Source organism: Enterobacter sp. 22466, assembly GCF_052044775.1.
GTDB lineage: Bacteria > Pseudomonadota > Gammaproteobacteria > Enterobacterales > Enterobacteriaceae > Enterobacter > Enterobacter dissolvens.
Window position 1 is genome coordinate 127,997 of the sequence record NZ_JBQENX010000001.1, and the last position, 14,959, is coordinate 142,955.

Genomic DNA, 14,959 nt, shown 5'->3' on the forward strand with positions numbered 1-14,959 from the left:
CAGTCTCCTTCAGTCAGTCACCGGCAGTGAGGGTGCAGGTTTTTTTATCAGTGGCACTATCGCCACACCCGCGCACACCATTGCCAGTGACAGGAAAATAAATGCGCTTTCATAACTGTGGCTTTTTCCAACGAGATAGCCAATCACAACCGGTGAAACGAAGCCCCCCAGCGTCCCTCCGGTGTTTATCAGACCGATGGCCGAGCCCATGATGTTCTCCGGCAGGCGTTTCATTGGCAGGGTAAACGCGGTCACAAAGGTGGCCATCAGGAAGATCTCCCCCACAAACAGCAGGATGCTGGCACTCACCGCCGTGGCGGTGTGGAAGATGCCGAGAATGGCGGCCGCGCTCACCAGTGCGCAGATCAAAATCACCTGTGGCTCGCGGTGGTGGAAGTATTTTCCGACCAGCCAGCCGGTGCACAACGATGAAAGCCAGATCCCCGCGCCGCCAGCCGCCACGATATAACCGGACACCTCAATCGGCATGCCCATGCTCTGGACAAAGAATTTAGGCAGCCAGGCCAACAGGCCATAGCTTGGGATATTGATGCAAAACACCGAGAAAAACAGCAGCAGCACCGTGCGGTTACGCCACAGCGCCTCGCGTTGCCCGTGCGCGGCCTGGCGTGGCGCGGGTTTCTGATACGGCACGCGCAAGGCGATCAGCAGGGCAATGGCGCAGGCCACGATCCCCAGTGCCACAAACGAGGCGTGCCAGCCCAGGTGTGCCAGCGCCGAGACGGCTACAATCGGCCCGACGGTCATCGCCAGCCCGGCGGAGGAGAGCAGAACCGACTGGGCGAAGGTGCGTTTTTCCAGCGTAAAATTGCTGACCACCGCTTTCGCGCAGGAGCAGGGATAGCCGGAATGCCCCACGCCGGAGAGAAAGCGAAACACCAGCAACAGGCCAAAACTCATCCCCAGTGCACCAAAGCAGAGGGCGAAGATCCCCAGCGCACACAGAGAAAGGATCAGCATGGTTTTGTAGCCGACTCTGTCGTTTAGCCAGCCCGCAGGCACCTGAAAGAGGGAGTAGGCGAGAAAGAAGATCCCGGTGATATAGCCCAGCTGCGCGGTGGTGAGCCCGAACTCCTTTTCGATTGGCAGCAGGGCAAAACCCATTACGGTTTTATCGATGTAGACCACGACATAGCCGATAAAAAGCAAAAAAATCATCTGTGACTGGCTTTTCATTCTGTTTTCCGCCTGACGTCAGTGTGCGATGAGAAATGTTGTGTGCACCCTGAATCTAGGGGTTTACCCGACAGGCGGGAAGATATAATTTTTCTATAGGTGATGCTTTTTTGTTATAGGGCGAGCGATGAAATATCTGCCAAAACTCGGCCATCTTCAGGCCTTTCGTCAGGTGGCGCGCAGCGGCAGTATCCGTTCGGCCGCCCGGGAACTGGGCGTTTCGCAGCCCGGATTGAGCCGGACATTGCGTGAGCTTGAGCAAACTTTAGGCACCCAACTTTTATTGCGCAGCAAAGAGGGGATTGCGCTTACCGAGGCGGGAATGGCGTTTTCCCAACGGGCGGAGTGGGTGCTTGAAGAGCTGCGGCGTGCGGCGGATGAAGTGGAGCAGATTAACCATTTTACTCACGGGCGTCTGACGGTGGGGTTCTCTTCGCTTATTGCGCTGACCGTCTTTCCTGATGTGGCCGGGGCGTTCAAGAAAACGCTGCCCCAGGTCTTGCTGACGGTGAAGGAGGGGCAGCTCTCCTCGCTTCTGCCTGGTGTACGAAACGGTGAAATAGATATGGCTATCGGCTCGGTGGATCCGATGGCGCCGCCGGAAGGGGTGATGATCGAACCGCTGTTTACCTCGCCGTTTTGCATCATCGCGCGCAAGGGGCACCCACTGGCAGAAGCCCGCGATCTGATGGCGCTGCGTCAGGCCAAATGGCTACTGCCGGAGTCATCCATGGGCTACTACCAGCAGCTACAAAATGAGCTCAGCCATTTTTATCGACAGGTGGATATCACCCCGCTGCGCACCGATTCCGTCATCACGGGGCTGAATATGGTGCTTAACGCGGACTATCTGACGGTGGTCGCGCGGGCGATGTGTCAGCCGCTGCAGCTTGATGACAAGCTGGTGGCGTTGCCCATCACCCAACTGCCGTCGGCGCAGTATTGCGCGGTGTGGTCGCAAAAGTCGGCGATGACCACCAACGCCCGTCAGTTTTTGATTCGCCTGCGCGAAGCATGCAGAGGGTTTAGCTGGTAGGGGAAAGATACAACTTTTGTCTGAGCCAGAATCACAGCCGTCCGCGCCATGCTGTAAGTATCTGCTTGCGGAGGTGCTTATGGCCTGGCGTCCGATTCTGTATGTGATCCTCACGACCCATCCCCGACTCAGTGCGCGACGCGCCCGGTTGCGTCTGGTCGTCTAGCTTTTTTATGTTATTCGCGGTATAACACACCTTCTTTGGATGTTTAGATGTCCATACGTATAGAAGGTAATATGCAAACACAACAAGAAAATGGGCAGCTAAAGCGCACCATGAAAACACGCCACCTGATTATGCTCTCGCTGGGTGGCGTGATTGGCACAGGGTTATTCTTTAATACCGGTTATATCATTTCGACAACCGGGGCAGCAGGCACGCTGCTGGCCTATCTCATTGGCGCACTGGTGGTCTGGCTGGTGATGCAGTGTCTGGGCGAACTGTCGGTGGCAATGCCGGAAACCGGTGCGTTTCACGTCTATGCCGCTCGTTACCTCGGCCCGGCGACGGGCTATACCGTGGCGTGGCTGTACTGGCTCACCTGGACGGTGGCGCTTGGATCGAGCTTTACCGCCGCCGGGTTCTGTATGCAGTACTGGTTCCCACAGGTGCCCGTCTGGGTATGGTGCGTGGTCTTCTGCGTGGTGATTTTTGGCCTTAACGTTATCTCCACGCGTTTCTTTGCCGAGGGCGAATTCTGGTTCTCGCTGGTGAAAGTTATCACCATCATCGCCTTTATTATTCTTGGCGGTGCGGCGATCTTTGGCTTTATCCCGATGCAGGACGGTTCGCCTGCGCCGGGCCTGAGCAACATTACCGCTGAAGGCTGGTTTCCGCATGGCGGCCTGCCGATCCTGATGACCATGGTGGCGGTAAACTTTGCCTTCTCCGGCACCGAGCTTATCGGCATTGCGGCGGGCGAAACGGAAAACCCGCATAAGGTTATTCCGGTGGCGATCCGCGCGACCATTGCCCGACTGATCATCTTCTTTATCGGCACCGTGTTTGTGCTGGCGGCGCTGATCCCGATGCAGCAGGCCGGGGTGGAAAAGAGCCCGTTTGTGCTGGTGTTTGAAAAAGTCGGGATCCCGTATGCGGCAGATATCTTTAACTTTGTGATTTTGACCGCGATCCTCTCGGCGGCAAACTCCGGACTGTACGCCTCAGGGCGCATGCTGTGGTCGCTTTCTAACGAGAAAACGCTGCCGCGCTGCTTTGCCCGCGTCAATAAAAACGGTGTGCCGCTGACGGCGCTCTCTGTTTCTATGCTCGGTGGCGTGCTGGCGCTCTTCTCAAGCGTGGTTGCGCCGGACACGGTGTTTGTGGCGCTGTCGGCCATTTCCGGTTTTGCGGTGGTGGCGGTGTGGATCAGCATCTGCGCGTCGCACTTTGTCTTCCGTCGTCGTCACCTGCAGTCCGGACAGCCGCTGTCTGCTCTGCACTATCGCGCGCCGTGGTATCCGCTGGTGCCGGTGCTCGGGTTTATCCTCTGTGTGGTGGCATGTATCGGCCTGTGGTTTGATCCGAGCCAGCGCATTGCCCTTTATTGTGGCCTGCCGTTCGTCGCCCTGTGTTATGGTGCCTACTACCTGACCCGAAACCTGACATCGCAGGAGCCTGAACATGTCGCAGAATAATCCGCTTACCGCCCTCCTTGAAAAGCAGCCGTTTGTGGTGCTGGATGGCGCAATGGCAACTGAACTGGAAGCGCGCGGGTGCAACCTTGCAGACAACCTCTGGTCTGCCAAAGTATTGATGGAAAACCCGGAGCTTATCCGTGAAGTCCACCTCGACTACTACCGCGCAGGTGCGCAGGTGGCGATCACCGCCAGCTATCAGGCCACGCCTGCGGGCTTTGCGGCACGCGGTCTGGACGAGGCGCAGTCCCGTACGTTAATCGGTAAAAGCGTGGAGCTGGCGCGTAAGGCACGTGAAGCATATCTGGCGGAAAATCCGCAGGCGGGCACGCTGCTGGTGGCGGGGTCCGTTGGGCCGTATGGCGCCTATCTGGCGGATGGCTCTGAGTATCGCGGTGATTATGTGCGTCGTGCTGAAGAGTTCACCGCATTTCATCGTCCGCGCATTGAGGCGTTGCTGGATGCGGGGGCGGATCTGCTCGCATGCGAAACGCTCCCCTCCTTTGAGGAGATCAAGGCGCTGGCAGCACTTGTGGCTGAGTATCCCCGCGCCCGGGCGTGGTTCTCGTTTACCCTGCGCGACAGCGAGCACCTGAGCGACGGGACGCCGCTGCGGGAGGTTGTTGCGGCCCTGAAAGATAATACACAGGTCGTGGCGCTCGGCATCAACTGTATCGCGCTTGAAAACACCACCGCGGCCCTGAAACACCTGCACAGCCTGACGGCACTGCCGCTGGTGGTCTACCCGAATTCGGGCGAGCATTATGATGCGGTGACCAAAACCTGGCACCATCACGGTGAAGCGTGCGAGACGCTGGCGGGGTATTTGCCCCAGTGGCTGGAAGCCGGTGCCAGATTAATCGGTGGCTGCTGTCGCACCACGCCGAAGGATATTGCTGAGCTGACGTCTCAGCGCTAATACCTTCACCCTAACCCTCTCCCATGGAGGAGAGGGTTCTCCAGTATTTTTTTAACCATAAGCGATAACGCTGCTCTCAGAATGACTGAGAGCATTCAGCGATGCCCTGGTCCGGCTGTAAATCGCTGAGGCGTTTCCTGCAGGCCGGGGCGAGGCGCATGAATGCGCCGAGAGGGCGGCTTTACAGGGACGTTACATCCGCCCGTCCCCGATAAGCCGGAAGGAATAAGCCGAAGGCACCGCGAAGCGGCGATTTACCGCCGGGAGCCCGGGTCGCCAGGGTGGTGGCGACTGAGCCACCCTGGCACGTTCACCGGTCATGTGGTTACAGAGTAGCAAGGCACATAAAGTGAACGGAATAACCACCAGAGCTGTATGTTCCCCCTCACCCCAGCCCTCTCCCCCAGGAGGAGAGGGGGCCGTCCGTGCGTGCTTTTTCTGCGGGGAGCCCTCAGCCCACGGGAGAGGGAAAAACACTGCACAAAATTCACTATCCTTTCCCGCTTTTTTTCTAAAAACGAATCGTAATTAACGATTCTTTTTAATTCCTTTATCAAAATTCCCGCGCCGGAAATACTGCCCTCATAACAACAAGGGGAGCAGACATTATGGCCATTTCATCGCGAATCACTTTACTCGGCGCGCTGGCGCTGTGGGCATTTCAGGCGCAGGCGGTGGACGTCACCGTCGCGTATCAAACCTCCGCAGAGCCTGCGAAAGTCGCGCAGGCGGATAACACCTTTGCCAAAGAGAGCGGCGCAAACGTCGACTGGCGTAAGTTCGACAGCGGGGCGGCCGTGGTGCGTGCGCTTGCGTCCGGCGACGTACAGATTGGTAACATCGGCTCCAGCCCGCTGGCGGTAGCGGCCAGCCAGCAGGTGCCGATTGAAGTCTTCCTGCTCGCTTCACAGCTGGGTAACTCCGAAGCGCTGGTGGTGAAGAAAAACATCACCAAACCAGAAGACCTGATCGGCAAGCGCATCGCCGTGCCGTTCATTTCGACCACTCACTACAGCCTGCTGGCGGCGCTGAAACACTGGGGCATTAAGCCAGGCCAGGTGCAAATCATTAATCTGCAGCCGCCGGCGATTATTGCGGCCTGGCAGCGCGGTGATATTGATGGCGCATACGTCTGGGCACCGGCTGTCAATGAGCTGGAAAAAGACGGCACCGTGCTGACCGACTCCGAAAAAGTGGGCCAGTGGGGCGCGCCAACGCTCGACGTGTGGGTGGTGCGCAAAGATTTTGCCGAGAAACATCCTGAGGTCGTGAAGGCCTTTGCCAAAAGCGCCATCGACGCTCAGCAGCCCTATATCAGCAACCCGGATGCATGGCTGAAGCATCCTGCCAATCTCGAAAAACTGTCCCGTCTGAGCGGCGTGCCGCAAGCGGACGTGCCGGGGCTGGTGAAAGGTAATACCTATCTCACGCCTGCCCAGCAGGTACAACAGCTGACCGGGCCGGTAAACAAAGCGATTGTCGATACCGCCACGTTCCTGAAAGAGCAGGGCAAAGTGCCTGCGGTGGCGGCGGACTATAGCCAGTACGTGACCGATCGCTTTGTGAAATAAGGGGGCTGCGATGCTGACTATTACAAATCTGTCTGCTGATTACGGTGGCAAACCGGCCCTGGAGAACATCAACCTGACGCTGGAGAGCGGTGAACTGCTGGTTGTGCTTGGCCCGTCCGGGTGTGGGAAAACCACGCTGCTGAATCTGATTGCCGGGTTTGTACCGTATCAGCATGGCTCCATTCAACTGGAAGGGAAAAAAGTGGCAGGCCCGGGCGCTGAGCGCGGCGTGGTCTTCCAGAATGAAGGTCTGCTTCCCTGGCGCAACGTGCAGGAAAACGTGGCCTTCGGTTTGCAACTGGCGGGCGTAAGCCGCGAGCAACGGCTGGCAACAGCACGGGACATGCTCAAAAAGGTCGGTCTTGAAGGGGCTGAAAAACGGTTTATCTGGCAGCTTTCCGGCGGTCAGCGCCAGCGGGTCGGCATTGCCCGCGCGCTGGCGGCCAACCCGCAGCTGCTATTGCTGGATGAGCCGTTCGGGGCGCTGGATGCCTTTACCCGCGAGCAGATGCAAACCCTGCTTTTACGCCTGTGGCATGAAACGGGTAAACAGGTGCTGCTGATCACCCACGATATCGAAGAGGCGGTGTTTATGGCGACCGAGCTGGTGCTGCTGTCCCCTGGCCCGGGGCGCGTGCTGGAGCGGCTGCCGCTTGAGTTTGCCCGTCGCTATGTCGCGGGGGAGCCGGTGCGCAGCATCAAATCCGATCCACGGTTTATCGAACAGCGTGAATACGTCTTAAGCCGTGTGTTTGAACAACGGGAGGCCTTCTCATGAGCATCGTCTTCAGCGAGAAAACGCGACGCGCGCGCCCGGCCTTTCGCTGGCCTTTCTCGCGCCAGATCACACTCAGTGTCGGCACGCTGCTGGTGCTGCTGGCGGTCTGGTGGCTGGTTGCCGCGCAGGCATGGGTCAGTCCGCTGTTTCTGCCGCCGCCGGGGCAGGTGCTGGCAAAACTCATCACCATTGCCGGGCCGCAGGGCTTTATGGACGCTACGCTCTGGCAGCACTTAGGTGCAAGCCTGGCGCGCATTCTGGTGGCGCTGCTGGCGGCGGTCATTATCGGCATTCCGGTCGGCATCGCGATGGGCTTAAGCCCGACGGTACGCGGGATCCTCGACCCGCTGATTGAGCTTTACCGTCCGGTGCCGCCGCTGGCCTATCTGCCGCTGATGGTGATCTGGTTTGGCATCGGTGAAACGTCAAAAATCCTGCTGATTTATCTGGCGATTTTCGCCCCGGTTGCTATGTCGGCCCTGGCGGGTGTCAAAAGCGCTCAGCAGGTGCGGATCCGCGCGGCGCAGTCGCTGGGAGCCAGCCGGACACAGGTGCTGCTGTTCGTGATTTTACCGGGCGCACTGCCGGAGATTTTAACCGGATTACGCATCGGCCTTGGCGTGGGCTGGTCAACCCTGGTGGCGGCAGAGCTGATCGCCGCCACCCGAGGGTTAGGGTTTATGGTGCAGTCGGCGGGGGAGTTTCTGGCGACTGACGTGGTACTGGCCGGGATTGCGGTTATCGCCGTGATCGCCTTTGGATTAGAACTGGGGCTGCGCGCGCTGCAGCGTCGTCTGACGCCCTGGCATGGAGAAATACAATGAGTGAACGTCTGACCATTACCCCGCTGGGGCCATATATCGGTGCGCAGGTGTCGGGTCTGGATGTGACCCGTCCGCTGAGCGATAACCAGTTTGAGCAGCTTTATCATGCGGTGCTGCGCCATCAGGTGGTATTCCTGCGCGAACAGGCAATCACCCCGCAGCAGCAGCGCGCCCTGGCACTGCGCTTTGGCGATCTGCATATCCATCCGGTTTATCCGCATGCGGAAGGGGTGGAGGAAATTATTGTGCTCGACACGCATAACGATAATCCGCCGGACAACGACAACTGGCACACGGATGTGACGTTTATCGAGACGCCACCTGCAGGGGCGATCCTTTCGGCGAAGCTGCTGCCGGAGACGGGCGGCGATACGCTGTGGGCCAGCGGCATTGCGGCCTTTGAGGCGCTGTCCGCACCGTTCCGGACGTTGCTAAGCGGCTTGCGGGCGGAGCATGACTTCAAAAAATCGTTCCAGGAGTACAAGTACCGCAAAACAGAAGCGGAGCATCAGCGCTGGCAGGAGGCCGTAGCGAAACATCCGCCGCTGCTGCATCCGGTGGTGCGCACCCATCCGGTGACGGGCAAGCAGGCGCTGTTTGTGAATGAGGGATTCACGACGCGGATTGTGGACGTGACGGAAAAAGAGAGCGAGGCGCTGTTACGTTTCCTGTTTGCGCATATCACCAAACCGGAGTTTCAGGTGCGCTGGCGCTGGCAGGAGAACGATCTGGCGATCTGGGATAACCGCGTGACACAGCACTATGCAAATGCGGATTATCTGCCACAGCGCCGGATTATGCAGCGGGCGACGATTTTGGGAGATAAGCCGTTCTACCGTCCTTGACCCCGTCGACCCGTAGGTCGGGTGGCGGCTACGCCTTGCCCGGCCTACAAAAAACCGCCCATTTAAAGGTGCGCCTCAATATACCGCTGATAGCGGTTCGCCTTGAGGTAGCACAAGTCCACCAGCACCAGCCCGTCGATGCAGTTGTTGAACGCCGGGTCGCTGCCAAAATCGATAAACTGCACGCCGCCGGGTTCACACAGCTCGGAATACTGTTTGTAGAGCGGCGGAATACCGCAACCCAGATTACCGAGCAGGGATTTCAGCTTCGTCAGGTCATCCACGTAATCCACCCCGCCAAACTGCGCCAGCACGTCCGGCAGAGAGGCAGGATAAGGCTGACGTGACGCGGCTAAGGGATGTGTCGCCGGGAACCAGAGACGGTAAAACGCCACCAGCAGATCCCGTGCGGCAGGCGGTAAGCCACCGGAAATCGAGACCGGGCCAAACAGATAGCGGTAGTGCGGATAACGCGCCAGATAGGCACCAATGCCGGACCACAAATAATCCAGGCCGCGACGGCCCCAGTAGCGCGGTTGTATAAAGCTGCGCCCCAGTTCAATGCCGTGTTCCAGCACGTCCTGCATTTTGTCGTCGTAGTGGAACAGACTGTAGCTATAAAGCCCTTCCAGACCGCGTTGTTCGACCTGTCTGGCTGTCGGCATAAAACGATAGGCGCCGACGATCTCCAGATCCTCTTCATCCCACAGGATCAGGTGCAGATAGTCATCGTCGTAACTGTCGGTGTCCCGACGTTTACCGCTCCCTTCCTCCACGGCGCGAAACGCAATCTCGCGCAGGCGTCCCAGTTCGCGCAACAGGGGAGCCTCTTCCTGCCCGTTGCGTTGCCACAGATAAATGGTTTTGCCATCGCTGGTTTTGCCCAGACATTCGGCCTGAGCCAGCTCGCGCTTCAGCGTGGCCCGGTCTTCCGGGCGGGCAATGGCACATTGAGTTTTAAAGACGCCAGGCACTCCCTTGCCAAGACGTATCACGTGCTGACGGCACTGCTCGGCCATCTCACGCGATGAAAGGTTTGCGCTATACCAGTGGTGCCAGGCTATCTGCTGGCCGATCTTTACGGGTAGCTGGCTGTGGCGGCGGCGGAACATCTGCTGCATCAGCAGGAGCATCGATACGGTGGGGGACACCAGCGTGCTGGCATAAAAGAGCAGGCTATTATGGGCCTGAATATGCACCGGCAGCAGCGGTACGCGCAGCTTACTGGCGAGTTTAATAAAGCCGGGGTGCCATTTTTTATCGCGGATCCCTTTGCGCGTAGGACGGGACACTTCTCCCGCCGGAAAGAAGATCAGCACCCCTGCGTTTTGCAGATGCTGTTCCATCTGCGTCAGGGAGGTTTTTGCCGTTCTGCCACCCATGTTGTCCACCGGAATAAACAGCGAGCTAAGCGGTTCAAGGTGGGTCAGCATCCGGTTAGTGACGACTTTCACATCGCGCCGTACACGGGAAACGGCATACAGCAGTGCCAGCCCGTCCAGCGTGCCTGTCGGGTGGTTGGCAATAATGACCAGCGGGCCATGTTCAGGGATTTGTTCGAGATCGCGGGCGGAAACGGTGCAAAGAATATCAAGGTGCTCCAGAACTTGCTCCACCATATCCAGGCCTTTCAGATGGCGGTGTGTCGCGGCAAATTGCTGGAATTCTTCTTCGTAGAACAGTCTTTTTAACAGACTTTTTTGCCAGGGTGCAGGCCTCGCCTGAGGCCAAAGGTCGTCGAGAACGCTATCGAGACTAAACATGGTTACTCCTCCTGCCGTCTTGCTCAGACAGTAGAAGGGAGAGATGTCGGTTGTATTGCAGTTTGGTGAAGATTAGCGCAGAGAGGAGGCCGGATAAGGCGAAGCCACCACCCGGCGCTAAAGCGGATTAACGCAGAATTTTCTTCTCGGCCAGATCCAGCGCAAAGTAGCTGAAGATCAGATCCGCGCCGGCACGTTTGATCGCGCCCAGGCTTTCCAGGATCACTTTCTCTTCGTCGATCGCACCCGCCTGCGCGGCGTATTTGATCATCGCGTACTCGCCGCTCACCTGGTATGCACCCAGCGGCAGTTCGGTGCGCTCGCGAATGTCACGCAGGATATCCAGATACGCGCCAGCCGGTTTCACCATCAGGCAATCTGCGCCCTGGGCTTCATCCAGCAGCGATTCACGGATGGCTTCACGGCGGTTCAGCGGGTTCATCTGATAGGTTTTGCGATCGCCCTTCAGCGCTGTACCGGCCGCTTCACGGAACGGACCGTAGAACGAGGAGGCAAACTTGGTGGAGTAGGACATGATGGCGGTATCGGTGAATCCGGCCGCATCAAGCGCCTGGCGGATCGCCTGAACCTGCCCGTCCATGGCAGCGGAAGGTGCGATGAAATCCGCACCGGCTGCTGCTGCTACCACTGCCTGCTTGCCGAGATTCAGCAAAGTGGCGTCGTTATCGACACCGTGATCGCACAGCACACCGCAATGGCCATGAGAGGTGTATTCACAGAAACAGGTGTCTGACATGACGATCATTTCCGGCACGGTCTCTTTGCAGATCCGCGACATCCGGGCGACCAGACCGTCCTCTTTCCAGGCATCGCTGCCGGTAGCGTCAGTGTGGTGGGAGATGCCAAAGGTCATCACCGAGCGGATCCCCGCGTTGGCGATACGTTCGATCTCACGTGCCAGATATTTTTCCGGAATGCGCATCACGCCTGGCATGGCCTCGATGGCTTTGTAGTCATCGATCTCTTCTTCAACAAAAATCGGCAACACCAGATCGTTTAGGGTCAGTGTTGTCTCTTCAAACATAGCGCGCAGTGCCGGTGACTTGCGCAGACGACGGGGACGAGCAATTAAATCGGTCATGATATGCCTGACGTTTGTGTGACAAAGAAGGCTAGTGTACATGAAAGTGGGGGAGAGGGTTTTACGAAAGTAGGCTTTTTGTTAATGCGAAATGCGGTTTGCAATGTTTCATATGGTCAATATAGATAACCAGCACCAGCATGTTTTTTAAATGCGTAAGATATTGGTGTCATTTCTATATTGAAGTAAATGTATCATTAATAATGATCTATTATTCTTTATTATATTATCCATGTTTATATCTGGTGATTTTAATTCGCTGTTTTTATAGTGTTTATTTCTGGTTTTTAATGCCGCTGCATTTTTTTCATGTTATTAGTCTGTATACGGACTTAATGGAATCATTCATTGAACCTTTTCGAAATGAAAATGCATAATTCCCTCCGCAATACAATGTTGCCAAATGATTTGATGGACAAACTTGCTTACGTCCCTGAGGAGGGATGACCCAATGCAAACATGGAAAAAGAAACTGGTTGTATCACAACTTGCATTAGCCTGCACGCTGGCTATCGCTTCTCAGGCCAATGCGAAAGATATTTCTGGTACCACATATAATACCTTCGGATATGATAATACAGCATCAACCCCCTGGTATTATGGCTACACTGACTGGGATTACTCGGATGCCTCCCATGACGGTGATATTTATCCGGTGATTAATAAGTCAACGGTGAACGGCGTTATTTCCACGTACTACCTTGACGATGGCGTCAATGGAAGAGCGAATGCGCTGAGCATTTCTAATAGCACCATTAATGGCATGATCACCTCAAAGTGCATGACCACCACATGTACTGACGGGGTTGATACGGACGGCTCGACCCATACGCCGTACGATCGTTTTAGTCTGACCGTCGATCACTCCACCATTAACGATACCTATGAGCATTATGCGTATGATGTTCTGAATGGTGACAACACCGAAACCCACTATCTGGATACCTATGGACTGGGTAACGCGATCACGCTGGATGTGGAATCGGATATTGTTATCCAGAACAACTCCCACGTTGCTGGCATCACGCTGACACAGGGTTACCATGAACTGGACAATACCCCGTATGACGGTGTTGAAGGCGTTGCGGATAGCAGTAATGTCTTTACCAACACCCTGGTGGTCAAAGACTCTGTTCTGATGTCTGGTGCCTACAGCGATCTGGGTACCAGCGGGTTCTATGGTCAAACCGCGAAGCCGAGCGACTACGGTGAAACCAACGCGACCGGGGCAGATGACGCGGCGCTGATAGTTGCTGCGGGCGCGTCCGATAACGCGATGCAAACCACCGCCACGTTTGATCACTCAACCGTTACCGGCGATATTCTGTTCTCCAGCACCTTCGACAAAAACTTCTACGAAAATGGCGACCCGGCAACCGATACCACCGAAGACGGGGTGTATAACCCAACCACCAACGGCTGGGATGGTACCGATAAGCTGGATGTCACGCTGACTAACGGCAGCAAATGGGTTGGCGCTGCGCAATCCAGCGTTGAAGCGATCGGCACCGCGCAAATGTATGGTGAGGGTTACAGCAGCGTTGACTGGAGAACCCTGTCTCCAAACAGCATCTGGCCTGATTCCACTTACGACACCAACGGTCACGTTGCAGGTGAAGAGGTGTATCAGAGCGGTCTGTTCAACATCACCCTGGACAACGGTTCTGAGTGGGACACCCGCAAACTGTCTAACATCGATACGCTGGCTGTGAATAACCAGTCGCAGGTGAATGTTGAAAACTCTGGCCTGCTGGCGGATTCCATCACCCTGACCAACGCCTCTACCCTGAACATTGGAGACAGTGGCGCAGTGGCGACAGACAGCCTGTATCTGGACAGCTACAGCCGTGCCGCTCTGACGGAAGAAACAGCTGAACTGTATGCCAACACCATCACCGTCGACAACGGTGCGGAACTGGCGTTAGGGCTGGGTCAGGTGGACACGCACAATATGGTACTGACCGATGGCGGGGTGCTGAACGTTGCCAGCCGTGATTACGTGCTGAACAGCGATCTGACCAACGCCCGCTTTATCACCAATGACAAGAGCAAAGCCGATTACGACTATGGCGTCGTAGCGCTTAACTCAGACGGTCATCTGGCGGTGAATGGTGATGTGGCAGGTAACTACACCGTGCGTATCGACGATGCGGCCGGAGCCGGTTCTGTTGCTGATTATAAAAACAAAGAGATCATCCGCGTTTATGACAACAATGCGGATACTGCAGCGAGCTTTACTGCCGCAAACAAAGCTGATTTAGGCGCCTATACCTACCAGGCGCAGCAGAAGGGTGACACGGTTGTTCTGCAGCAGAAAGCGCTGACCGACTACGCCAATATGGCGCTGAGCATTCCGTCAGCGAATACCAATATCTGGGATCTGCAACAGGACACCGTCGGAACGCGTCTCACCAACAGCCGTCACGGTCTGGCCGATAACGGCGGGGCGTGGGTAAGCTACTTCGGCGGCAACTTCGACGCCGATAATGGCGTTGTCAGCTACGATCAGGACGTCAGCGGGATTATGGTTGGTCTGGATACCCAGATTGACGGTAACAATGCGAAGTGGATCGTCGGCGGTGCGGCAGGTTTCGCGAAAGGGGATATCAGCGATCGTACCGGTCAGGTTGATCAGGATAGCCAGACGGCAATGCTCTATGCCTCTGCGAAGTTTGCCAATGATCTCTTCCTCGACAGCTCCCTGAGCTATACCCGTTTCAATAACGATCTCTCCGCGACCATGAGCAACGGTCAGTACGTGGACGGAAATACCACGACAGATGCGGTAGGCTTCGGTATGAAACTGGGTTATGACTGGAAACCAAACCTGTCCGGCTATGTCACGCCGTATGCGGCCGTGTCTGGACTGTTCCAGTCGGGTGATGACTACCGGTTAAGCAACGACATGCGTATTGATGGCCAGTCTTACGACAGCCTGCGCTATGAACTTGGTCTGGATGCGGGCTACACCTTCAACTACGGAGGAGAGCAAGCCCTGACACCATACTTCAAGCTGGCGTATGTGTATGACGATGCTGACAACAATGCGGACGTAAATGGCGACAGCATCGACAACGGTGTTGAAGGCTCTGCTGTCCGTGTAGGGCTGGGCACACAGTTCAGTTTCACCAAAAACTTCAGTGCATACACCGATGCCACTTACCTGGGCGGCGGCGACGTTGACCAGAACTGGGGCGCTAATGTGGGTGTGAAATATACCTGGTAATGTATAAAAGCGGGGGAATATATCCCCCGCTTTTTCATCTAAAAAAATAATATTGAACCG

The 14,959-nt window shown here is 56.5% G+C and carries 11 protein-coding genes; 8 read left to right on the forward strand and 3 right to left on the reverse strand.

Features of this window, described 5'->3' with window-relative positions:
* Positions 1-9: 9 nt before the first annotated feature.
* Positions 10-1,197, reverse strand: a complete 1,188-nt coding sequence (locus ACTJJI_RS00555; protein WP_440652647.1) for an MFS transporter — start codon at positions 1,195-1,197, stop codon at positions 10-12.
* Positions 1,198-1,324: 127 nt separating this feature from the next.
* Between ACTJJI_RS00555 and ACTJJI_RS00560 the strand changes: the two genes are divergently transcribed.
* The 7 genes from ACTJJI_RS00560 to tauD all read left to right on the forward strand — a co-directional run bounded on the left by ACTJJI_RS00560 (position 1,325) and on the right by tauD (position 8,808).
* Positions 1,325-2,233, forward strand: coding sequence for a LysR substrate-binding domain-containing protein (locus ACTJJI_RS00560; RefSeq protein ID WP_046888750.1), 909 nt, complete (start codon positions 1,325-1,327; stop codon positions 2,231-2,233).
* 237 nt (positions 2,234-2,470) lie between these two features.
* Positions 2,471-3,871: an S-methylmethionine permease gene (mmuP, locus tag ACTJJI_RS00565; RefSeq protein ID WP_013095772.1), complete on the forward strand. Its 1,401-nt coding sequence runs from the start codon at positions 2,471-2,473 to the stop codon at positions 3,869-3,871.
* Positions 3,858-4,790: a homocysteine S-methyltransferase gene (gene mmuM / locus ACTJJI_RS00570; RefSeq protein WP_440652649.1), complete on the forward strand. Its 933-nt coding sequence runs from the start codon at positions 3,858-3,860 to the stop codon at positions 4,788-4,790. Before mmuP ends, mmuM begins: the two co-directional genes overlap by 14 nt.
* A 608-nt stretch (positions 4,791-5,398) precedes the next feature.
* On the forward strand, positions 5,399-6,361 hold the full coding sequence (tauA, locus tag ACTJJI_RS00575; RefSeq protein ID WP_440652651.1) for a taurine ABC transporter substrate-binding protein: 963 nt from the start codon (positions 5,399-5,401) through the stop codon (positions 6,359-6,361).
* 10 nt (positions 6,362-6,371) lie between these two features.
* Complete coding sequence (tauB, locus tag ACTJJI_RS00580; RefSeq protein ID WP_014830826.1) at positions 6,372-7,139, forward strand: taurine ABC transporter ATP-binding subunit; 768 nt, start codon at positions 6,372-6,374, stop codon at positions 7,137-7,139.
* Positions 7,136-7,963 (forward strand): taurine ABC transporter permease TauC, encoded by an 828-nt coding sequence (gene tauC / locus ACTJJI_RS00585; protein WP_046888861.1) that lies wholly within the window; start codon positions 7,136-7,138, stop codon positions 7,961-7,963. The genes tauB and tauC overlap by 4 nt, the downstream gene beginning before the upstream one ends.
* Positions 7,960-8,808, forward strand: a complete 849-nt coding sequence (tauD, locus tag ACTJJI_RS00590) for a taurine dioxygenase (protein ID WP_013095796.1) — start codon at positions 7,960-7,962, stop codon at positions 8,806-8,808. Before tauC ends, tauD begins: the two co-directional genes overlap by 4 nt.
* A gap of 62 nt (positions 8,809-8,870) precedes the next feature.
* Here the strand turns inward: tauD and ACTJJI_RS00595 are convergent, their stop codons facing one another.
* Together ACTJJI_RS00595 and hemB are read right to left on the reverse strand one after the other, a co-directional pair.
* Positions 8,871-10,571: a lysophospholipid acyltransferase family protein gene (locus ACTJJI_RS00595; protein WP_118283276.1), complete on the reverse strand. Its 1,701-nt coding sequence runs from the start codon at positions 10,569-10,571 to the stop codon at positions 8,871-8,873.
* A 127-nt stretch (positions 10,572-10,698) separates the two neighbouring features.
* Positions 10,699-11,673: a porphobilinogen synthase gene (gene hemB, locus ACTJJI_RS00600; protein ID WP_440652655.1), complete on the reverse strand. Its 975-nt coding sequence runs from the start codon at positions 11,671-11,673 to the stop codon at positions 10,699-10,701.
* A gap of 451 nt (positions 11,674-12,124) precedes the next feature.
* Between hemB and ACTJJI_RS00605 the strand changes: the two genes are divergently transcribed.
* On the forward strand, positions 12,125-14,899 hold the full coding sequence (locus ACTJJI_RS00605; RefSeq protein ID WP_440652657.1) for an autotransporter outer membrane beta-barrel domain-containing protein: 2,775 nt from the start codon (positions 12,125-12,127) through the stop codon (positions 14,897-14,899).
* Positions 14,900-14,959 lie beyond the last annotated feature (60 nt).